This window comes from Streptomyces sp. NPDC001068, assembly GCF_042897315.1.
GTDB lineage: Bacteria > Actinomycetota > Actinomycetes > Streptomycetales > Streptomycetaceae > Streptomyces.
On record NZ_JBIAYD010000029.1, the window covers coordinates 16,388 to 37,928 of the forward strand.

17 protein-coding genes are annotated in these 21,541 nt (G+C 72.8%); 3 read left to right on the forward strand and 14 right to left on the reverse strand.

Annotation, left to right across the window (positions count from 1 at the left end; genetic code table 11):
• Positions 1-2: 2 nt before the first annotated feature.
• The 8 genes from ACFY3I_RS42665 to rimP all read right to left on the reverse strand — a co-directional run bounded on the left by ACFY3I_RS42665 (position 3) and on the right by rimP (position 11,376).
• Complete coding sequence (locus ACFY3I_RS42665) at positions 3-3,929, reverse strand: trypsin-like peptidase domain-containing protein (RefSeq protein WP_390866345.1); 3,927 nt, start codon at positions 3,927-3,929, stop codon at positions 3-5.
• A 332-nt stretch (positions 3,930-4,261) separates the two neighbouring features.
• Positions 4,262-5,167 carry a tRNA pseudouridine(55) synthase TruB gene (gene truB / locus ACFY3I_RS42670; protein ID WP_365296677.1) on the reverse strand — a complete coding sequence of 302 codons (906 nt, stop codon included), beginning with the start codon at positions 5,165-5,167 and terminating at the stop codon, positions 4,262-4,264.
• Positions 5,164-5,625 (reverse strand): 30S ribosome-binding factor RbfA, encoded by a 462-nt coding sequence (gene rbfA, locus ACFY3I_RS42675; protein WP_365296679.1) that lies wholly within the window; start codon positions 5,623-5,625, stop codon positions 5,164-5,166. The genes truB and rbfA overlap by 4 nt, the downstream gene beginning before the upstream one ends.
• 40 nt (positions 5,626-5,665) lie before the next feature.
• Positions 5,666-5,959, reverse strand: a complete 294-nt coding sequence (locus tag ACFY3I_RS42680) for a DUF503 domain-containing protein (RefSeq protein WP_365296681.1) — start codon at positions 5,957-5,959, stop codon at positions 5,666-5,668.
• 177 nt (positions 5,960-6,136) lie between these two features.
• Entirely contained in the window at positions 6,137-9,319 is a 3,183-nt protein-coding gene (gene infB, locus ACFY3I_RS42685) for a translation initiation factor IF-2 (protein ID WP_390866346.1), read from the reverse strand.
• Positions 9,320-9,473: 154 nt separating this feature from the next.
• Positions 9,474-9,743 carry a YlxR family protein gene (locus ACFY3I_RS42690; protein ID WP_365296684.1) on the reverse strand — a complete coding sequence of 90 codons (270 nt, stop codon included), beginning with the start codon at positions 9,741-9,743 and terminating at the stop codon, positions 9,474-9,476.
• Positions 9,744-9,877: 134 nt separating this feature from the next.
• Positions 9,878-10,864 (reverse strand): transcription termination factor NusA, encoded by a 987-nt coding sequence (nusA, locus tag ACFY3I_RS42695; RefSeq protein ID WP_390866347.1) that lies wholly within the window; start codon positions 10,862-10,864, stop codon positions 9,878-9,880.
• A 2-nt stretch (positions 10,865-10,866) separates the two neighbouring features.
• The gene (gene rimP, locus ACFY3I_RS42700; RefSeq protein WP_390866348.1) at positions 10,867-11,376 is read right to left on the reverse strand and encodes a ribosome maturation factor RimP; all 510 of its coding nucleotides are present in this window, start codon (positions 11,374-11,376) and stop codon (positions 10,867-10,869) included.
• Positions 11,377-11,593: 217 nt separating this feature from the next.
• Between rimP and ACFY3I_RS42705 the strand changes: the two genes are divergently transcribed.
• The 3 genes from ACFY3I_RS42705 to ACFY3I_RS42715 are packed head-to-tail and all read left to right on the forward strand — an operon-like array spanning position 11,594 to position 13,558.
• The gene (locus tag ACFY3I_RS42705) at positions 11,594-12,136 is read left to right on the forward strand and encodes a hypothetical protein (protein ID WP_390866349.1); all 543 of its coding nucleotides are present in this window, start codon (positions 11,594-11,596) and stop codon (positions 12,134-12,136) included.
• Positions 12,133-12,633, forward strand: a complete 501-nt coding sequence (locus ACFY3I_RS42710; protein WP_390866350.1) for a ferritin-like domain-containing protein — start codon at positions 12,133-12,135, stop codon at positions 12,631-12,633. The genes ACFY3I_RS42705 and ACFY3I_RS42710 overlap by 4 nt, the downstream gene beginning before the upstream one ends.
• Positions 12,634-12,664: 31 nt before the next feature.
• Positions 12,665-13,558: an aminoglycoside phosphotransferase family protein gene (locus ACFY3I_RS42715; protein WP_390866351.1), complete on the forward strand. Its 894-nt coding sequence runs from the start codon at positions 12,665-12,667 to the stop codon at positions 13,556-13,558.
• Positions 13,559-13,775: 217 nt separating this feature from the next.
• On the opposite strand, the gene ACFY3I_RS42720 is transcribed toward ACFY3I_RS42715, so the two are convergent.
• The 6 genes from ACFY3I_RS42720 to dxr form a co-directional block, all read right to left on the reverse strand.
• A complete protein-coding gene (locus ACFY3I_RS42720) occupies positions 13,776-15,479 on the reverse strand; it encodes a proline--tRNA ligase (protein ID WP_390866352.1) in 1,704 nt (567 codons plus the stop codon).
• A gap of 73 nt (positions 15,480-15,552) precedes the next feature.
• Positions 15,553-16,098, reverse strand: coding sequence for a GNAT family N-acetyltransferase (locus ACFY3I_RS42725; RefSeq protein ID WP_390866353.1), 546 nt, complete (start codon positions 16,096-16,098; stop codon positions 15,553-15,555).
• A 113-nt stretch (positions 16,099-16,211) separates the two neighbouring features.
• A complete protein-coding gene (locus tag ACFY3I_RS42730) occupies positions 16,212-17,060 on the reverse strand; it encodes a GNAT family N-acetyltransferase (RefSeq protein ID WP_390866354.1) in 849 nt (282 codons plus the stop codon).
• A gap of 425 nt (positions 17,061-17,485) precedes the next feature.
• A complete protein-coding gene (ispG, locus tag ACFY3I_RS42735) occupies positions 17,486-18,643 on the reverse strand; it encodes a flavodoxin-dependent (E)-4-hydroxy-3-methylbut-2-enyl-diphosphate synthase (RefSeq protein WP_390866355.1) in 1,158 nt (385 codons plus the stop codon).
• Positions 18,644-18,861: 218 nt separating this feature from the next.
• Positions 18,862-20,154, reverse strand: coding sequence for a M50 family metallopeptidase (locus ACFY3I_RS42740; RefSeq protein ID WP_390866369.1), 1,293 nt, complete (start codon positions 20,152-20,154; stop codon positions 18,862-18,864).
• Positions 20,155-20,162: 8 nt separating this feature from the next.
• Positions 20,163-21,425, reverse strand: coding sequence for a 1-deoxy-D-xylulose-5-phosphate reductoisomerase (gene dxr / locus ACFY3I_RS42745; RefSeq protein WP_390866356.1), 1,263 nt, complete (start codon positions 21,423-21,425; stop codon positions 20,163-20,165).
• Positions 21,426-21,541 lie beyond the last annotated feature (116 nt).

Sequence of the window (21,541 nt, forward strand, 5' to 3'; positions counted from 1 at the left end):
CGTCACGCCGGCACCCGGGCACCGGCCAGGTTCCCCAGCATCCGCCGGGTGCTCGGCCCCACCACAGCTGCCCATTCCTCCGGAGTGTCGGTGAGCCAGCGGATCATCAGCGCCGCGAACCCGGGCACGTGCCGGCCCAGGTCGACCAGTCCGCGGTCGAACCGGGTCGCCCCGTCCGGGGTACGGACCAGCAGCAGACCGGTGCGCCTGACCAGCTCACGCGTCCGGTCGCCGTCCTCCTCGCGCCGCCCGGCGGCCGCGTGCAGCAGCGCGTCGAGCACGCCCGGGTCCTCCTCGCGGTCCAGCAGGAACTCCACCAGCTCCCGCCGCAGCGGGCGGGAACCCGTGGTGCCGGCCGCGCCCAGCACCGTCGCCAGGGCCGCCCGCACCGGCTCGGGGCCGTCCGTCAGCAAGGCGGTGACCAGTGGCAGCAGGACGGCGCGGGATCCGGCACCCCGGTCGAGACGGCGCTCCACGAACCCGGCCACCTGCCCGGCGGTCTCCGGACGCAGCCGGGCGGCCTCCAGGACCAGCTCGGTGACCCGGTGGCCGAGATCCGGTGCGGTGACGTCGGCGAGGGCGCGCACCACCTGCCCCGCGGCGGGCCCGTGCAGCCCGGCACGGAAGGCCTCCAGGACCTCCTCGGGGTGGGTCACCATGGCGGGGACGAGGGCGCCGGCCGTGAGCTGCGGATCGCCGGTGGCGAAGTGCCGCAGCGCCTGCGGGAGATGACGGGTCCGTGTCCACGGGTCCCGCACCAGCAGGGCGAGCGCGCCGCCGTGCAGCGCGCAGTCGGCGGGGCGGGCGAGCAGGGCGAGCGCGGCGTAGCGCAGCAGTGCGCGGTCGGGCTCGCCGCGGACGTGCGGGGCGGCGCGCAGCGCGTGGGCCACGGCCGCCACCCGGCGGGCCGGGCGCTCGTCGTGGGCCCAGCGGTCGACGGCCCGGCACATGGCGGACGGTTCGTCCTCGGCGAGCACGGCGAGCAGCTCGTCGCCCCGCCGGTGCGCGGCGTCGACCAGCACCTCGGTCAGGTTGTCCAGCCCCCGGTGCCGGTGGGTGTGCAGCAGCGCCTGCGCGGCGGTCGCCACGGTGGCGTGCGGCATCGCCCGCAACGGCCGCTCGTCGTCGAACCACCGGGTCAGACACGGCTGTACGACGGCGGGGTCGGCGGCGAGCAGCCGGGCGACGGCGTCCAGGTACCGCGGAGCCCGGCTCGTCGGGGCCGTCGCCGTCGGCCGGGTCCCGAAGCGGCCTTCGTCCGCGGACTCCGGCGGCGGTTCGTCGGCGCGCACCAGCCTGCGCAGCAGGTCGAACCGGTCCGCGTCGGGCAGCGCGAGTGCGGTCCAGAAGTCCGGGCCGAACCCGGCGGGCGCGGTGCGCCGCCGGCCCACGACGCGGTCGGCTAGGAGCCGCAGCACCCCGGTGTACGGCGTGGCGTCGGGCAGCCTCGGCAGGGTCTGGGCGAGCAGCCGGGCGGCCCACCAGGAGCCGGGGTCCAGGTCCAGGGCGTGCGCCAGGTCGTTGAGCCGGGGGCCGAGGTGGGCGGGGCCGTACTGGCGGTCGAGCAGCAGCAGCGCCTGGACGACCGGGCCGACACGGTGGTGCGGGACGGGCTGGGGGTGGGCGCTGCCGGGGGTCCGGGGACGGTGCACGAGGGCGTGCAGGGCCTCGTCCACGTCCAGGTGCGAGCCCTGGATCCAGTCGGCGAACTCCTCGTGGGCGAAGCGGTAGCCCGCACCGGCCGGGACCAGCAGGCCCTCGGTGAGTACGGCGGAGGCCCAGCTCGAACCGCCGCCGAGCCGGGCCGGGGCGGGCCCCGGGGGGAACACCGCCTCGAACGACTCCCGGTCCAGTTCGCCCAGGCCGGGTCCGAGGCTGCGCCGGGCGGCCTCGTGCACCTGGCCGCAGACGCGGGCGGCGAGTCGTCGTAGCGCCGTACCGCGCAGGCCGCTCCCGGCGGCGACCCGGACGGCGATGCGCAGGCACAGCAGGTCGAGATGGGCGGCGAAGACGTCGTACCGGTCGAGCGGACCGGCGTCGGGGGCGTCCGGGAGGGCGGCGCGGACCTCGGAGAGCAGGCGCAGGGCGAGGGGGTGGCCGGCGTCGCGCTCGGTGAGGGCGCCGTCGGGCACGCCGTGGCTGGAGCGGGCTCGGCGGGCCTCGTCGGGCGTGAGACCGGGCAGGCGCACGCAGGCGAGGCCGTCGGCGTCCGCGCTCCGGTGCAGCAGCTCGGGCGGGAACTCGGCGCCGGCCCGCTCCCAGTACTCCTCGCGGCAGGCGAACAGGAGCCGGGCGCCGGTGTCGCGCAGCCATGAGGCGGTGCCGGCGGTCCACGCGGGCAGCCGGTGGGCGAGGAGCGGGGGCATCTCCTCCGGGCCGTCCAGCAGCAGCAGGAGCGGGCGTCCGGCCCGGGCGGCGAGCCGGGCCAGCCGCTCCACGGTGAGTTCGCCCAGGTCGCCCGGGAGCTGGGAGCGGGCGGCGGCGACGGTCCGGACCGCGCGCTCCAGGGCGCGGCGGGCCGCGTCGGCGACCGAGTCGTCGGTGTCCTCGAGGTCGGCGCCGCGGATCCAGAGGGTGGGGGCCGGGTGCGGTGCGCGGGTACGGCGGGCGGCGAGGGCGGCGAGTTCGGTGGTGCGGCCGGTTCCGGGGGCGCCGACGAGGGCGAGGACACTGGCGTTGGCCTTGGCGGTGCCTGTGCCTGTGCCTGTGCTGGTGCCGGTGACTGTGCCGGTGCCTTCGGCGAAGGTCGACAGCTCTTTCGCGATTGCCGCGCGTTCGACGGGCTGGACGTGCGCTCCGTGTCCGTCTGCGGCCGCGTGGGGGCCGTTCGCGCCGTTCCCCGCGCCCCTCCAGGGGGCCGACGGTCCGTATTCCGCTGCAGGTGCGTGGGGGCCGTTCGCGCCGTTCCCCGCGCCCCTTCGGGGCCCGGACGGTCCGGATTCGCCTGCAGGTGCGTGGGGGGCGATCGCGCAGTTCCCCGCGCCCCTTCGGGGCCCGGACGGTCCGGATTCGCCTGCAGGTGCGTGGGGGGCGATCGCGCAGTTCCCCGCGCCCCTTCGGGGCCCGGACGGTCCGGATTCGGGGGTGGGTGCGTGGGGGGCGATCGCGTCGTTCCCCGGGCCCCGCCAGGGCGCGGACGGTCCGGATTCGGGGGTGGGGGGGTCGGGGAGGGCGGTGTGGGGGGCGTCCTGGCTTAGGGAGGTGGTGGTCAGTTCCAGGATGCCGGCGAGGTTGAGGTCGATGCCGTGGGCGGGGACGGTCGCGGCGTTGCGGGCGAGCAGGTCGGTCAGGGGGGTGCGGTCCGTGTGGTGGAGGGGGACGGCGAAGCCGACGTCGCGGTGGCCGGACCGGAGGGCCGTGCCGAGGACCGCGAGGACCGCGCCGGTCTCCGTGTCCAGGACCGGGCCGCCGGCCGCTCCACCACCCAGGCGCAGGGCGTCGCGGCCGGCCGTGCCCATCGCCAACTCGAGTGCCTCGGGCAGGAGATGGAAGCGGTCGGTGGCCGTGTACGTCGCCTCCGCCGCGGCCAGCACCCGGGCCTCGCGCCAGCGGTCGGCGGCGATCCGTACGTACGTGCCGGACGGGATCCGGTCCCGCACCGTGATGGGCAGCGGGGGCACGCACAGGCCCTCGGTGCGGATCAGGGCCAGGTCGTGGGCGGGCAGCGGGGTGACCGCGTCCGAACCGACCACGCAGGTCCGGTCCCCGGCGGCGTGCAGCACGATACGGGCGAGGCCGTCGACGGCCTCGTGGCTGGTGACCAGGGTGCCGTCGTGGTCGGCGAGGAAGCCGGTACCGCGTGGGCGTCCGGCGAGGTCGCGGACCCGGACCAGCCGGTCGTCGAGTTCCGGCCAGGTGTCGTGCCGTGTCTCCCGCGCGCCGTCCGCCGTGTGGCGGCCGCTCCCGGTCCGCGGGGTCCGTCCCGCCATGATCGAACCTCCCGCCCGTGCACCCGTGCGCGAGGGCCGTTCCGGCGAGTCCGCCGGGGTCCGGCACGCGCGGCCGCGTGCCGGGACCCGCGTCGGCGTCGCCCGTGGGCAGGCCCTCGTTCGAGACGGTAGGGGCGAAATGATCAGCGGGACAGAGCCGGAGCCGAACGCGCCCCCCTCCGCTCCCCCGGTTCACTCCGAGCGCCTGCTCGGTCGGGTGAATAGGCCGGGACAGGTGGATACACCCTAGGGGTGGGGGAACCGAGGGGGGACCGTGGAGCGGCGGCGACATCAGACCCCGTGGTCGCCGCTCCACGGGCACACCCGGCGGTTCAGCCGAACACGGCGAGGCTCTTGGCCTTGCCCTTCTGCTCCTCGACGAGCACGAGGAAGCGCCCCTCGGGATCGAACACGGCGACGGGACCGGCGCCCGCGTACTGCTCGGGCATGTCGATCCGCACCCCGTTGGTGAGCAGACCGGCACGCCTCGCGTCGACCTGCCAGCGCGGGAACGCGGCCGTGGCCGCCTCGGCGACCGGCATCACGGTCAGCTCCTGCTGGAGCTGGTCCAGGGTGCGCGCGGAGTCCAGCTTGTACGGTCCCACGCGGGTGCGGCGCAGCGCGGTGAGGTGGCCGCCGACCCCCAGGCCGGCCCCGAGGTCCCGGGCGAGGGCACGGATGTAGGTGCCGGAGGAGCAGACCACGGAGACGACCAGGTCGAGCACGGGGGTGCCGTCCTCGGCGACGGCGTCCCGGACGTCGTAGACCGTGAACGAGGAGACGGTCACCGGGCGGGCCGGGATCTCGAACTCCTCGCCCTCCCGGGCGCGCTTGTAGGACCGCACGCCGTTGATCTTGATGGCGCTGACCTTGGACGGCACCTGCATGATGCGCCCGGTCAGCTCGGCGATGCCGGCGTCGACGGCCTCGCGGGTGACCCCGGAGGCGTCGGTGGACGAGGTGATCTCGCCCTCGGCGTCGTCGGTGAGGGTGTTCTGTCCGAGGCGGACGGTCCCCAGGTACTCCTTCTCGGTGAGGGCGAGGTGCCCTAGGAGCTTGGTCGCCCGCTCGATACCGAGGACGAGGACGCCGGTGGCCATCGGGTCGAGGGTGCCGGCGTGCCCGACGCGCCGCGTGCGGGCGATGCCCCGCATCTTGGCGACGACGTCGTGCGAGGTGAAGCCCGACGGCTTGTCGACGATGACAAGGCCGTCGGGCGGGGTGGGCTTGCTGGTCATTCGGTGGCGTCGTCCGTCTCGTCGGCGTCGTCCTCGGAACCCGGCTTCTTGTACGGGTCCGCTTCACCGGCGAAGGCGGCGCCGGCGGAGACCTCGCGGACCTTGGCGTCCGAGGCCTTCGCCTTGTCGAGCAGGTCCTCGATGGTCTTCGCGGTGTCCGGGAGGGCGTCCGCGACGAACGTGAGGCTCGGCGTGAACTTCACGCCCGCCGCCGCGCCGACCGCCGAGCGGAGCACGCCCTTGGCGCTCTCCAGGCCCGCGGCGGCCGCGGCCCGCTCCTCGTCGTCGCCGTACACCGTGTAGAAGACGGTCGCCTCCCGGAGGTCACCGGTGACCCGGGTGTCCGTGATGGTGACGTGGGTGCCGAGCCGCGGGTCCTTGATCCCGCGCTGCAGCTTCTGGGCCACCACCTCTCGGATGAGGTCCGCCAGCCTCTTGGCGCGCGCGTTGTCGGCCACTGGTCCGTCTCCCGTTCTTTCTTCTGTGTCGTTCTCAGGTCTAGTCGTCGTCGCCGTGCAGCCGCCGTCGCACGGACAGCAGCTCCACCTCGGGACGGGCGGCGACCAGCCGTTCGCACCGGTCGAGCACCTCGGTCAGGTGCGCGGTGTCTCCGGAGACCATGGCGAGGCCGATGCCGGCCCGGCGATGAAGGTCCAGGTGGTCCACCTCGGCCGCGCTCACGGCGAACTTCCGCTGGAGTTCGGCGACGATCGGGCGGACGACGGAGCGCTTCTCCTTCAGCGAATGGATGTCGCCGAGGAGGAGGTCGAAGGACAGAGTCCCCACGTACATGTGTGTAACCGGTTCACCCGCCGGCCCGGGATCGATGGCCCTGTTCAGGAACGGTACCCCGTCCCCGCCGGGGGCTCGACCGACTTTCCCCGCCGTTGGCGGAGCGACCGCTCCGGCCACGGGAAAAGTGCTGGCCGACGGGAGCGGACTCCCGTCGGCCAGCACCAACCACAGGTGTTACGCCCGCGGCTTCTCGCGCATCTCGTACGTCGCGATGACGTCGTCGATCTTGATGTCGTTGAAGTTTCCGAGGTTGATACCGCCCTCGAAGCCTTCGCGGATCTCGGTGACGTCGTCCTTGAAGCGGCGCAGGCCCTCGATGTTGAGGTTCTCCGCGATGACCTTGCCGTCGCGGATGAGTCGGGCCTTGGTGTTGCGCTTGACCTCGCCGGAGCGGATGAGAACACCCGCGATGTTGCCCAGCTTGGACGACTTGAAGACCTCGCGGATCTCCGCCGTGCCGAGCTCGACCTCTTCGTACTCCGGCTTGAGCATGCCCTTGAGGGCCGCCTCGATCTCCTCGATCGCCTGGTAGATGACCGAGTAGTAGCGGACGTCCACGCCCTCGCGCTCGGCCATCTGCGCCGCGCGGCCTGCCGCGCGGACGTTGAAGCCGATCACGATGGCGTCCGAGCCCATCGCCAGGTCGATGTCCGACTCCGTGACCGCACCGACACCGCGGTGCAGGACGCGGATGTCGACCTCTTCGCCGACGTCCAGCTGGAGCAGGGAGGACTCGAGAGCCTCGACGGAGCCAGAAGCGTCACCCTTGATGATGAGGTTGAGCTGCTGGACCTCGCCGGCCTTGAGCACCTTGTCCAGGTCCTCGAGGGAGACGCGGCGCGTGCGCTTGGCGAACGCGGCGTTGCGCTCACGGGCGGCGCGCTTCTCGGCGATCTGACGGGCCGTACGGTCCTCGTCCACCACCAGGAAGTTGTCGCCCGCACCCGGGACGTTGGTCAGACCCAGGACCTGGACCGGCGTCGCGGGTCCGGCCTCGGCGACGTTGTTGCCGTTGTCGTCGAGCATGGCGCGGACGCGACCGTAGGCGTCGCCCACGACCATCGTGTCGCCGACCCGCAGGGTGCCTCGCTGGACGAGGACCGTCGCCACGGCACCGCGGCCGCGGTCGAGACGGGACTCGATCGAGATGCCCTGCGCGTCCTGGTTCGGGTTGGCCCGAAGGTCGAGCGAGGCGTCCGCGGTCAGGATGACCGCTTCGAGCAGCGAGTCGATGTGCAGACCCTGCTTGGCGGAGATGTCGACGAACATGGTGTCGCCGCCGTACTCCTCGGCCACCAGGCCGTACTCGGTCAGCTGACCGCGCACCTTGGTCGGGTCGGCGCCCTCGACGTCGATCTTGTTGACCGCGACGACGATCGGGACGTCGGCCGCCTTGGCGTGGTTGAGCGCCTCGACCGTCTGCGGCATGACGCCGTCGTTGGCCGCGACGACCAGGATCGCGATGTCGGTCGACTTCGCACCACGCGCACGCATGGCGGTGAACGCCTCGTGACCCGGGGTGTCGATGAAGGTGATCTTGCGCTCTTCTTCGTTGACCTCGGTGGAGACCTGGTAGGCACCGATGTGCTGGGTGATGCCGCCGGCCTCGCCCGCGATGACGTTCGTCTTGCGGATGGCGTCGAGCAGTCGGGTCTTACCGTGGTCGACGTGACCCATGACGGTGACGACCGGCGGACGGACCACCAGGTCGTCCTCGCCGCCCTCGTCCTCGCCGAACTCGATGTCGAAGGACTCGAGCAGCTCGCGGTCCTCCTCCTCGGGGCTGACGATCTGGACCGTGTAGTTCATCTCGCCGGCGAGGACCTCGAGGGTCGCGTCGGAGACGGACTGCGTGGCCGTGACCATCTCGCCGAGGTTCATCATGACCGCGACGAGGGACGCCGGGTTGGCGTTGATCTTCTCCGCGAAGTCGGTGAGCGACGCGCCGCGGGAGAGACGGATGGTCTCGCCGTTGCCGCGCGGCAGCATCACGCCGCCGACGCTCGGGGCCTGCATGGCCTCGTACTCCTGGCGACGCTGCCGCTTCGACTTGCGACCGCGACGCGCCGGACCGCCGGGACGGCCGAAGGCGCCCTGCGTGCCACCACGGCCACCGGGACCGCCGGGACGACCGCCGAAGCCGGGACGACCGCCGCCGCCACCGCCGGGACCGCCGCCGAAGCCGCCGCCACCGCCGCCGGGACCGCCGGGACGACCGGCGAAGCCGCCGCCACCGCCCGGACGCGCACCGCCGCCGCCGGGACCGCCGGGACGACCGGCGAAGCCGCCGCCACCGCCGGGACGACCGGCACCGCCGGGACGACCCGCACCGCCGGGACCGCGACCGCCGCCACCGGGGCCGGGACGCGGGCCCGCAGCGGGACGCTGCGGCATCATGCCGGGGTTCGGACGCGGGCCCGCGGAACCGCCGCCGGGACGCGGACCGCCCTGCGGACGGGGCATGCCGGACGGGCTCGGACGGGCACCGCCGGGAGCCTGCGGACGCGGACCGCCGCCCTGGGCGCCGGGCGCCTGGGGACGGGGAGCGCCGCCGGGACCGCCGGGGCCGGGACGGGCGCCGCCCTGCGGGCGCGGGGCCTGCGGGCGGGCCATGCCGGTGGAGCCACCGGAGGTGAAGGGGTTGTTGCCCGGACGCGGACCGGCCGGACGGGCACCGCCCGGACGGGGGGCGCGCTCACCGGGACGCTGGCCGCCGCCCTGACCCGGACGGGCCTGGCCCTGACCGGGGGCGGGACGGCCACCGGGGCGCGGGGCGCCCTGGCCGGGACGGGGTGCGCCACCGGGACGCTGCCCCTGAGCCTGGCCTTGGCCCTGAGCCTGGCCTTGGCCCTGAGCCTGGGCAGCGGCCGGGCTCTGCGCCGGGGCGGCCGGAGGGGCCGGCGGGGCGGTGAACTCGGGCGCGGCCGGAGCCGGACGCGGGGCGGGCTTGGGACCCGGAACCGGGCGCGGGCCGGAGGCGGCCGGCGCGGGGGTGACCGGGGCCGGAGCCGGAGCCGAGGGCGCCGCCGGGGCCGAGACCTCGGAGGCGGGTGCCACGGGGGCCGACGGCTGGGGGGCGGCCGGACGCGGGGCGCCCGGCTTCGGGGCACCCGGGCGGGCCGCCTGCGCCGGAGAGGGCGCGCCGGGCCTGGGCGCGGCCTTGCGCGGGGCGGGCCTGCCGGCGGACTTGCCGTTGCCACCGCCCTGGAAGGCGTCTGTCAGCTTGCGTACAACGGGCGCCTCGATCGTCGAGGACGCCGAACGGACGAATTCACCGAGTTCCTGGAGCTTGGCCATGACGACCTTGCTCTCAACCCCGAACTCCTTGGCGAGTTCGTATACCCGGACCTTAGCCACTTCGCTCCTTTTAGGTCCGGGTGCGTCCGGACCGTCGCTACTTCATGGGCGTACTCATCGCGTGCTCATCGAGTGCTCATCGCAATCTCGACCTACTTCCAACTCGCGGGGTACCAGAGCCGCACGGAGGTTCCGTACGACGCTTCTTACGGTGTTACTGCTCGACGTGAGGCCGCAACGCCTTTACGTCCAGCGGACCCGGGACGCGGAGCGCCCTCGGAAGTGCCCGGCGGCGCACCGCCTGGTCCAGACAGACCTGGGCGGGGTGCACATAAGCACCCCGGCCGGGCAGCGTACCGCGAGGATCGGGGACACATTCGTCCTCGACCGCCACGATCCGCAGCAGTTCGTTCTTGGCCGCTCGCTGCCTGCACCCCACACAGGTGCGCTCAGGGCATGCGCGGGCACGCGTCCGGCCAGACACTGCTAAGTCTACCTCCCCGCACCGACCTCACCCCTTCGGGGCAAAGATCGAACGGCCGTTGTCGTAATCCAAGCGAGCTGCGGCTTGGAACTATTCCCCCCGTCCGGGTGAACCCCGCCGGGGGGACGAGTGATCTACTCGGACACCTGTTCGGTATCCGGGCGGATGTCGATCCGCCAGCCGGTGAGCCGGGCGGCGAGACGGGCGTTCTGTCCCTCTTTGCCGATCGCCAGGGACAGCTGGTAGTCCGGCACGGTCACCCGGGCGGACCGGGCCGCCAGGTCCACGACCTCCACCTTGGAGACCCGGGCCGGCGACAGCGCGTTCGCCACCATCTCGGCGGGGTCGTCCGACCAGTCCACGATGTCGATCTTCTCGCCGTTCAGCTCGCCCATGACGTTGCGTACCCGGCCGCCCATGGGGCCGATGCAGGCGCCCTTGGCGTTCAGGCCCGAACGGGTGGAACGGACCGCGATCTTCGTGCGGTGCCCGGCCTCACGGGCGATGGCCGAGATCTCCACGGACCCGTCGGCGATCTCCGGCACCTCCAGGGCGAAGAGCTTCTTCACCAGGTTGGGGTGCGTACGGGACAGCGTGACGGAGGGACCGCGGACGCCCTTGGCCACCCGGACGACGTACGAGCGCAGCCGCAAGCCGTGCGGGTAGGTCTCGCCCGGAACCTGCTCCTGCACCGGCAGGATGGCCTCCAGCTTGCCGATGTCCACGAGCACGTTCTTCGGGTCGCGGCCCTGCTGCACCACTCCGGTGACGATGTCGCCCTCGCGGCCGGCGTACTCGCCGAGCGTGGCGTCGTCCTCGGCGTCACGCAGCCGCTGCAGGATGACCTGCTTGGCGGTGGTGGCGGCGATCCGCCCGAAGTCCGACGGGGTGTCGTCGAACTCGCGGGGCGCCTGCCCCTCCTCCAGGTCCTCGGGGTCCTCCTTCGCCCACACGGTCACATGCCCGGTCTCCCGGTTGAGCTCCACGCGCGCGTGTCGGCGGCTTCCCTCGGTGCGGTGGTAGGCGATGAGGAGGGCCGACTCGATCGCTTCGACCAGCAGGCTGAAGGAGATCTCCTTCTCCCGCACCAAGCCACGCAGGGCACTCATGTCGATGTCCACGGCTACGCCTCCTCTTCTTCCGTCATGTCCTTCTTGTCCTTGCGGTTGAACTCGACCTGCACACGCGCCTTGTCGATCTCGGCGAAACCCAGTCTGCGGCCGGTGGCCTTGCGGCCCTTGACTCCGGGCACCTCGAGATCGAGGCCCTCGTCGTCGACGTCCAGGATCCTCGCGACCAGTTCCCCGCCCTCGGCCAGCTGGAACCTCACCAGGCGCTCCACGGCACGCACGTAGTGCCGGTGCTCGGTGAGGGAGCGCTCCGCGCCCGGGGTGCCGACCTCGAGGGTGTACTCGCCCTCGCCCATCGCGTCGTTCTCGTCGAGCTTCGCCGAGAGCTCGCGGCTCACATCGGCGATCTGGTCGAGGTCGGCCCCGGCGTCGGAGTCGACGACCACACGCAGCACCCTCTTGCGTCCGACCGAGTCCACGGCGATCTCTTCGAGATCCAGGCCCTGGGAGGTGACGAGCGGTTCCACGAGCTCTCGCAGCCTCTCGCTCTGGGTCGTGCTCATCCGGGTGACTCCTCGGCCGCGTGTGCTGTTGTGGGTTGGGTCGCGTGTCTGGTCAAAGGGTATCCGGTCGTGAGGAGTGTTGCCGTCCACCCGGGTACGGACGGTGCCGATGAGTGGCTTCGGACAGGTGCGCGGGTACGGTGATCACGCGCGGGTCCGTCCCGTGTCCCATTCCTTTCGTTTTTCTTCGTATCCAGCTCCCCCGAGGACGTCTGCCGTGTCGTTCCCCCCGCCGTCGCGTACCCCTTGGGAAGTACGCAGAAGGAGCCTGATCGTCTCCGCCGCCTCGGCCGTCGCGCTCGCGGGCTGCTCCGCCGGCCCCGACTCCGCCGGCCGCGGGGGCAGCACGTCGGTCACCGCGCGGGCACGCGCGCGTGCGGCCGGGGACAGCCGGGCGCTGCTCCGGCAGTACGACGCCGTCCTCGCCGCCCACCCCGCACTCGCGGACCGGCTGCGGCCGCTGCGCGCCCAAGTCGCGGCCCATGCCGAGGCCTTCGCCGAGGGCTCGGCGACCGCAACGGCCACGGCTTCACGCACGGCGACGGGCTCGCCCTCGGCCACCGCCTCCGCGTCGGCCTCCCTCGCGGCACCGGCCGACGAGAAGTCCGCGCTCGCCTCGCTGGCCGCCGCCGAACGCGCCCTCGCCGACCGGCGGGCCGAGGAACTGCTCGACCTGCCCGGCGAACTGGCACGGCTGCTGGCCGGTGTGTCGGCGGCCGGGTCCGCGCACGTCTATCTGCTGACGGAGGGTGAGAAGTGAGCGACGAGGCCACGGCCGAGGTGCTGAAGGCCCTCCAGTCGGCGCTGGCGGCCGAGCACGCGGCCGTCTACGGGTACGGGGTGGTCGGCGGCCGGATCGGCGCGCAGCGGCTGACCGAGGCCCGCTCGGCCTACGACGCGCACCGCGCCCGCCGGGACGCGCTCGCCCGCGAGGTACGGGACGCGGGAGCCGTGCCGGTCGCCGCGAGCGCCGCCTACGCGCTGCCGTTCGAGGTCACCGACGCGACGACGGCCGCACGGCTCGCCGCCGAACTGGAGGCACGGGTGGCCGACGTGTACTCGGACCTGGTCCGGGCCGCCGGCGGCGAACAGCGCGGATCCGCGGCCGCGGCGCTGCGGGAGGCCGCGGTGCGGGCGGTGCGGTGGAGCGGGGAGAGCGTAGCCTTCCCTGGTCTCGCCGAGCGGGACGCGCCGCTGGGCCGGGCCGGCGGTCCGGCCACGGCCACGGCCATGCCTTCGGCCGCGTCGACTCCGTAGAGCACCACAGCAGGGAAGGAAAGACTCGCGTATGGCTTTCGAACCGCCGCGGCGCCTGGTGAAGGCGCTCGGTGAGACGGCGCCGGACGGTGACGAGTGGCTGGAAAAGCTGCCGACTGCGGTGGAACAGGCCCTCACCCTGCACGAGTTGACCGTGGAGCGGGTGCAGGTGCCCGGCGGGCGAAGCAGCGTCGTCCTGTTGGTACGGCGGCCCGACGGGACACCGGCGGTGCTGAAGCTGGCGCCGCGGCGGGCCCGGCCGCGGAGCGAGGCGGCGGCACTCGCGCACTGGGGTGGGCTGGGTGCCGTACGACTGCTGGACGCGGAGCCGGAGGCCGGGGCGCTGCTGCTGGAACGGCTGCACCCGGAGGTCTCGGTGCGGTCGCTGCCCGAGGCGAAGGCGTTGCTGGAGGCGGCGGGGACGCTGCGGCGGCTGTGGGTGGAACCGCCCGAGGGCACGGTCTTCGAGACGGTGGCGGAGCGGACCGGACGGCAGGCCGCGGCGATGCGGACGGCCGCCGGGCCCGAGGTGGCCCCGCTGGTGGACGCGGCGCTCGCCGCCCGGGAGGAACTGCTGGCCGGGCCTCCCGAACGGCGGTTGCTGCACGGCACGTTCCGGCAGAGCAAGGTGCTGGCCGGGGAGCGGCTGCCATGGCTGTCGGTGGGGCCGGACCCGGTGGTCGGTGAGTGCGCGTTCGATCTGGCGCGGCTGGTGCGGGACCGGGTGGAGGACCTGATCGCCTCGCCGTCCGGAGCGACGATCACGCGGCGGCGGATCAAGCGGCTCGCGGAGTCGCTCGAGGTGGACCAGGAGCGGTTGCGGGGCTGGACGTTGTTCCGGGCGGTGGAGTCGGGTGTACGGGCGCTGCGGGTGGGGCGGCCGAAGGACGCCGAGCTGCTGCTCGAATTCGCCGGGTGGCTTTAGGGCTGACGGCCGGGGCGACTCGGATGGCCTGCGGGCCGCGGGTGGTCCGTGGCTCGTCGCGCGGTTCCTCCCCCAGCCTCCGGCCGGGGGTACCCCCAGCGCCCCTGCAGGGGCGCTCGGCCGGCCCCGGTTTCGAGGAACCGTCCGGGGATGCGGCTGAAAAGGCGCGGCGGCCGGCCGGTGGGTCACCGGTGGCCGCCGCGACGGGAGTTGGGGCTCAGCTGGTCAGGCGGGCGATCGCCTCGTCCACCGTGAGCTCCTCGCGCTCGCCGGACTTGCGGTCCTTGAGCTCCATGACGCCCTCGCCGGAGCGGCGGCCCGCGATCAGGATCTGCGGTACGCCGATCAGGTCGGCGTCCGCGAACTTCGCGCCCGGGGAGACGCCGGCCCGGTCGTCGACCAGGACACGCAGACCGGCCGCGCGCAGCTTCTCGGAGACGTCCAGGGCGAGTTCGGTCTGCAGGGCCTTGCCCGCGGCGACCACGTGCACGTCGGCCGGGGCGACCTCACGCGACCAGACCAGGCCCCTCTCGTCGGCGGTCTGCTCGGCGAGGGCGGCGACCGCGCGGGAGACGCCGATGCCGTAGGAGCCCATCGTGACGCGGACCGGCTTGCCGTGCTGGCCGAGGACGTCCAGCTTGAGCGCGTCGGCGTACTTGCGGCCCAGCTGGAAGATGTGGCCGATCTCGATGGCGCGGTCCAGCTTCAGGCCGGTGCCGCACTTCGGGCAGGGGTCGCCTTCCTGGACGACGACGACGTCGACGAACTCGTCCACCTCGAAGTCCCGCCCGGAGACCACGTTCCTGGCGTGCGTGTCCGCCTTGTTGGCGCCGGTGATCCAGGCGGTGCCGGGGGCCACGCGCGGGTCGGCGATGTACTTCACCTTCTCGCCGAGGCCCTGCGGACCGACGTACCCGCGGACCAGGTCGGGACGGCCGGCGAAGTCGGTCTCGGTGACCAGCTCGACGGCGGCCGGGGCGAAGTGCGCCTCGACCTTGTCCAGGTCGACCTCGCGGTCACCCGGGACGCCCACGGCCACGATCTCGCCGTCGACCTTCACCAGCAGGTTCTTCAGGGTGGCGGAGGCCGGCACGCCGAGGTGGGCGGCAAGGGTCTCGATGGTCGGGGTGTCCGGAGTCGGGATCTCCTCCAGCGCGGGCACGGCGGACCCGTCCACCGGCTTCAGCTCGTAGGTGATCGCCTCGGTGTTGGCCGCGAAGTCGCAGTTCGGGCAGTCGGCGAAGGTGTCCTCGCCGGCCTCGGCCGGGGCCAGGAACTCCTCCGACTTCGAGCCGCCCATGGCACCGGCGGTGGCCGCGCAGATGCGGTAGTCCAGGCCGAGGCGCTCGAAGATCCGCTGGTAGGCCGCCCGGTGCAGGGCGTAGGAGTGGGCCAGGCCCTCGTCGTCGAGGTCGAAGGAGTAGGAGTCCTTCATCAGGAACTCGCGGCCGCGCAGGATGCCGGCCCGCGGGCGGGCCTCGTCCCGGTACTTGCTCTGGATCTGGTAGAGGATGACCGGCAGGTCCTTGTACGAGGACGCCTGGTCCTTCACCAGCAGGGTGAAGATCTCCTCGTGGGTGGGGCCGAGCAGGTAGTCGCCGCCCCTGCGGTCCTGGAGGCGGAACAGCTCGGCGCCGTACTCCTCCCAGCGGCCGGTCGCCTCGTACGGCTCCCGGGGCAGGAGGGCCGGCAGCAGCACCTCCTGGGCGCCGATCGCGTCCATCTCCTCGCGGACGATCCGCTCGATGTTGGACAGCACCTTCAGACCGAGGGGCAGCCAGGACCAGATGCCGGCCGCGGTGCGGCGGACGTAGCCGGCGCGGACGAGGAGCTTGTGGCTGAGGACCTCGGCGTCCGCCGGGTCGTCACGCAGCGTCTTCGCCATCAACTGGGACATGCGTTGGACCGGTGCGTTCGCCATGGTTCTCGTACTCCTGCCGGGAAAGGGTGATGGCTAGGAGGTTAGCCGGGCGTGCCGCACCGGTGGAAATCCGTTATCGGGGTTGGCTCCCCGGGCGGCGCAACGGCAGGGGGGCGCCCATCACGGCGTACGGCTTCGGTGCGCTCGGGAAGTGGACCTGCCGGGCGAGGTCCTCGTAGCCGAGGGAGTGGTAGAGACCGCGGGCGGGGCTGTCGGTGTCGATCGCGGAGAGGATCGAACGGGGCTCGGTGGCGCCGTCCGTGATCGTCGTGATCAGCCGGCGGCCGACCCCGCGGTTCTGGTGGCCGGGGTGGACGTGCAGCTCGGTGATCACGAAGGAGTCGTCGAGCCAGCCGGCGTGGCCCTGGGTGCGGAGATAGGGCTCGACGACGGTGGACCACCAGTGGGTGCGGCTGTTCGGCATGCCGTAGACGAAGCCGACGAGCAGGCCGTCCGCGGTCGCGCCGAGGGCTCTGGCGCCGGGGTACTGCATGTGACGGACGACGATCTGACGTCGTACCGCTACCTCGTCGGGGCCCAGCCCGAAGGCCATCGCTTGGACTGCCAGGGCCTCGTCCACATGGGAGGAGAGGTCCAGGGGGCCGATCACGAGGTCCATGAGGGGAGGGTACAGGGCGGTTCCGCCTGTCGTCCGGTGTCGTCCGGGCGTGCGTTGTGCGCGGCCGGTGGCGCGGCTCCCCCGCCCCTTCGGCGGGTTGCCCCGCGGAGCGCCTAGAACAGCACGCTCATGAACGCCCCGACCTCCTGGAAGCCCACTCGCAGATAGGTCCTGCGCGCCGCCGTGTTGAAGTCGTTGACGTAGAGGCTGACCACCGGGGCCACGTCGGCGAGCGCGTAGCCGAGGACGGCGGCCATGCCGGGGGCGGCCAGGCCCATGCCCCGGTACTCGGGGGCGACCCAGACTCCCTGGATCTGGCAGGCCTGTGGGGTGGCCGCGCCGATCTCCGCCTTGAAGACCACCTTGCCGCTGTCGTCGAGGCGGGCGAAGGAGCGGCCGGTGCCGACGAGTTCGGCGACCCGCGCCTGGTAGAGGAGGCCGCCGTCGCCGGCCAGCGGCGAGACGCCCACCTCCTCGGTGAACATCGCCACGCACGCAGGCATGATCGTCTCCATCTCGTCCTTGCGGATGCGGCGGACGTACGGATCCGGGGTGATGTCGGCGGGCATCCGCTCGGTGACCATCAGGGGCTGGTGGGCGCGGATCTCTCGGGCCGGGCCCCAGTGCTGTTCGAGCAGGCGCCACAACTGGGCGGTGGCCTCGCTGGGGCCGACGATCGAGGAGCACCGGCGGCCGGCCCGGCGCGCGCGGTCGGCGAACGCGCGGATCGCGCGCGGAGTGGCGCAGATCGGGACGAGGTTGGCGCCGGCGTAGCAGAGGGACGTGAGCATGCCGTCCTCGTACCAGCCCCACATCTCGCCGCCGAGGCGCCAGGGGTCGAGGCCCGCCACCTGGACACGCGAGGTCACGAAGGCGTTCGTGACCGGCTCGCGGCCGAGTACGGCGAGCGCGGCGTCCAGGTCGCTCGGTTCGAGCACTCGGGAGGTGGTCTGCGTCAACACGTGCGGGGCCTCACCCTGAGGGGTTCTGCTGATCTCCGCACTGTACCTGCGGAAGCCTGGCCGTGCCGCCCCGTGTGGGTGACCGCCCGCCCGGCGGGCACCGTCGCCGCCGGGGGCGCCTCCCCCGGACTCGGGCTCGGCCCTGCCGCCCCGATGACCGCCGGCTCGCGGGCCCCGTCACCGGGTCCTACCCCCGGGGCGGCTGCCCCGGGCCCCGGCGTCGGGGGCCCACCGGCTCGGAGGGTGTCCGTGGAGCGCGGGTGCGGGTCGTACGGGGCTCGGCGCGCGGTTCCTCCCCCAGCCTTCGGCCGGGGGTACCCCCCAGCGCCCCTGACGGGGCGATGCGGACGGCGGAGTCGAGGGGGCACGGCTCCTCTTCGGGGCGGCGGGGGTGGAGAGTTCTCCCCCGCCGGCCGGAGGGTGTGTCAGCCCGCGACCGAGATCGACGGCTCGCCCGAGGCCACGCCGTCCGCCTCCATCTGCTCGGCCAGCTTCATGGCCTCCTCGATGAGGGTCTCCACGATCTTGGACTCGGGGACGGTCTTGATGACCTCGCCCTTGACGAAGATCTGGCCCTTGCCGTTGCCCGAGGCGACCCCGAGGTCGGCCTCGCGCGCCTCGCCCGGACCGTTCACCACGCAGCCCATGACTGCGACGCGCAGCGGGACCTCCATGCCCTCCAGGCCCGCGGTGACCTCCTCGGCCAGCTTGTAGACGTCGACCTGGGCGCGGCCGCAGGACGGGCAGGAGACGATCTCCAGGCCGCGCTGCTTGAGGTTGAGGGACTCCAGGATCTGGTTGCCGACCTTGACCTCCTCGACCGGAGGGGCCGACAGGGAGACCCGGATGGTGTCGCCGATGCCCTGGGAGAGCAGCGCGCCGAAGGCGACGGCCGACTTGATGGTGCCCTGGAAGGCGGGGCCGGCCTCGGTGACGCCGAGGTGCAGCGGGTAGTCGCACTGCGCGGCGAGCTGCCGGTACGCCTCGATCATCACGACCGGGTCGTTGTGCTTGACGGAGATCTTGATGTCCCGGAAGTCGTGCTCCTCGAAGAGGGACGCCTCCCACAGGGCCGACTCCACCAGCGCCTCGGGGGTCGCCTTCCCGTACTTCTGGAGCAGCCGGCGGTCCAGGGAGCCGGCGTTGACGCCGATCCGGATCGGGGTGCCGTGGTCCTTGGCGGCCGCCGCGATCTCCTTGACCTTGTCGTCGAACTGCTTGATGTTGCCGGGGTTGACCCGGACCGCGGCGCAGCCGGCCTCGATGGCCGCGAAGACGTACTTCGGCTGGAAGTGGATGTCCGCGATGACCGGGAGCTGGGACTTCCTCGCGATGGTGGCGAGGGCGTCGGCGTCGTCCTGGGTGGGGCAGGCGACGCGGACGATCTGGCAGCCGGACGCGGTCAGCTCGGCGATCTGCTGGAGGGTGGCGCCGATGTCCGACGTACGGGTCGTGGTCATCGACTGGACCGAGACCGGGGCGTCTCCGCCGACAGCCACGGAGCCGACCTGGATCTGCCGGCTCTTCCGGCGCTCGGCGAGCTTGGTCGGAACGGACGGCATGCCGAGAGAAATCGCAGTCATCTGCTGTGCAACCCCAAGTCGTGGATCTAGGTCCAGGTCCCGTCGAAAGCGGGTTCCAGACTCCGAGATTACGGTACCGGTCCGGGCGCGAGCACATCCCCCACCGCTAAACCCACTCGATGGAAGCGGCCCGGAACACAGTGTTCCGGGCCGCTTCGAACGTCGTATGGCTACGAGCTTTTCCCCGGGTTAACCGGGTCCGGCCCGATCGCCCTCCGCTAGCTGATCTTGACCGGGTTGACCACGTCGGCCACCAGGACGAGCAGCGTGAAGCAGATGAAGACGCCGGCCACCACGTAGGCCACCGGCATCAGCTTGGCGACGTCGAAGGGGCCGGGGTCCGGACGGCGCAGCACCTTCGCCAGGTTGCGGCGCAGCGACTCCCACAGGGCGCCCGCGATGTGCCCGCCGTCGAGCGGGAGCAGCGGGAGCATGTTGAAGAGGAACAGCGAGAGGTTGAATCCGGCGACCAGCATCAGGGCCATGGCCAGCTGCTGGGTGGGCGGGATGTCGAGGGTGAAGATCTCGCCGCCGACCCGCGCCGCGCCGACCACGCCCATCGGGGAGTCCGGCTGGCGGGGGGCGCCGTCGAAGGCCGCGTTCCACAGGGCCGGGATCTTGCCGGGCAGGCCGGCGATGGAGTCGACGGCCTCGCCGAGCCGGTCGCCCATCCAGGTCACCGACTGGCCGAGGTCCTGGTGGACGATGCCGGTCGCCGCGCTGAAGCCGAGGAAGCCGGCCGAGACGTACTTGCCCTGGACGATCTGGCCGCTGGAGTCCTTCTCGGCGACCTGGTTGGTGGCGATCTTCGCGTGCAGGGTGACGTCCTCGCCCTTGCGGTCGACGACGATCGCGACGTCCTTGCCGGGGGTGGCGCGGATCAGGTCGGAGAGCTGGTTCCAGGTGGTGGTCGGCGTCCCGTCGAAGGAGACGATCCTGTCACCGGCCTTCAGGCCCGCGGCGGCGGCCGGGGAGGCCGCGTCGGTCTTCTTGCAGCTGTCGCGGTTCTCGCTCTGGGCGATCACGCACTGGGAGACCGAGCTGACGGAGGTGGTCTGCTGGCTGATGCCGAAGCCCATCAGGACCGTGAGGAACAGGGCCACCGCGAGGATCAGGTTCATGAAGGGGCCCGCGAACATCACGATCACGCGCTTCCAGGGCGCGCGCGTGTAGAAGAGGCGGGTCTCGTCACCGGGCTGGAGTTCCTCGAAGGCGGCCGACCGGGCGTCCTCGATCATGCTGCGCCACGGCGAGGTGGAGCGCGCGGTGATCCGGCCGTCGGCGCCCGGCGGGAACATGCCGATCATGCGGATGTAGCCGCCGGCCGGGATGGCCTTGAAGCCGTACTCGGTGTCGCCCCTGCGCCGCGACCAGATCGTCGGGCCGAAGCCGACCATGTACTGCGGGACGCGGATGCCGAAGAGCTTGGCGGTGGACAGGTGCCCCAGCTCGTGCCAGGCGATCGAGACCAGCAGGCCGACCACGAAGACGACTATGCCGAGGATCATCATCAGGGCTGTCATGCACGCGCCTCCGCGGTCGCCGTCTGTGCTGTCAGTTCCCGGGCCCGGGCCCGTGCCCAGGTCTCCGCTTCGAGGACGTCCGGCACGGTGAGCGAAGTTCCCGTACGAGGTGTGCCGTGTTCCTCGACGATCCGGGTGACGGTCTCGATGATGCCGTTGAAGGGCAGCAGACCGCTCCGGAACGCCTCGACGCATTCCTCGTTGGCGGCATTGAACACCGCCGGAGCGGTGCCCGCGAGCTCGCCGACGTGCCGGGCGAGGTTCACGGAGGGGAAGGCCTCGTTGTCCAGGGGGAAGAACTCCCAGGTGGAGGCCTTGCTCCAGTCGAAGGCGGGGGCCGCGTCCGGCACCCGTTCGGGCCAGCCGAGACCGATGGCGATCGGCCCCCGCATGTCGGGGGGCGTCGCCTGCGCGATCGTGGATCCGTCCGTGAACTCGACCATCGAGTGGACATACGACTGCGGGTGCACGACCACCTCAATCCGGTCGAAGGGAATGTCGTAGAGGAGGTGCGCCTCGATGACTTCGAGTCCCTTGTTGACCAGGGTGGCCGAGTTGATCGTGATGACCGGCCCCATCGCCCAGGTGGGGTGGGCGAGTGCCTCCTCGACGGTGACCCGGGCCAGGTCGGCCCTGGTGCGGCCCCGGAAGGGCCCCCCGGACGCCGTGACGACCAGCTTGCGGACGTCGGCCCGCGTGCCGGAGGCCAGTGCCTGGAAGAGCGCCGCGTGCTCGGAGTCGACCGGGATGATCTGGCCGGGCTTGGCCAGCGCCTTCACCAGCGGGCCGCCGACGATCAGCGACTCCTTGTTGGCGAGGGCGAGGGTACGGCCCGCCTCCAGGGCGGCGAGGGTGGGCGCGAGCCCGATGGAGCCCGTGATGCCGTTGAGGACCGTGTGGCAGTCGGAGGCGGCGACCCGGGTGGCCGCCTCCGGTCCGGCGAGGATCTCGGGAAGCGGCTCACCCTGGCCGTACAGTGCGGCCAGGGCCTCGCGCAGTGCCGGTACGACGTCCTCGCGGGCGACCGCGACGGTCCGCACCCGCAGCCGGTGCGCCTGCTCGGCGAGGAGGGCGACCCGGCCGCCGTTGGCGGACAGGGCGGTGACCCGGAAGCGGCCGGGGTTGCGCAGGACGAGGTCGATGGCCTGGGTGCCGATGGATCCGGTCGAGCCGAGGATCACCACGTCCTTGGGGCCGTCGCCCGCGAGCGGGTCGTAGACGAGGTGCGGGTCGGCGAGGGGGGCAGGACTGTCGGTCATCCCCCCATTGTGGCCGCATCCGGGGGCCCGGAGGACAGCGCGTCCCTCACGCGGGTGCCTTAGCAGCTCTTGCCGCCCTATGGAGCGGATTTCCCTTTGTGAGGTTCACGTGAAGA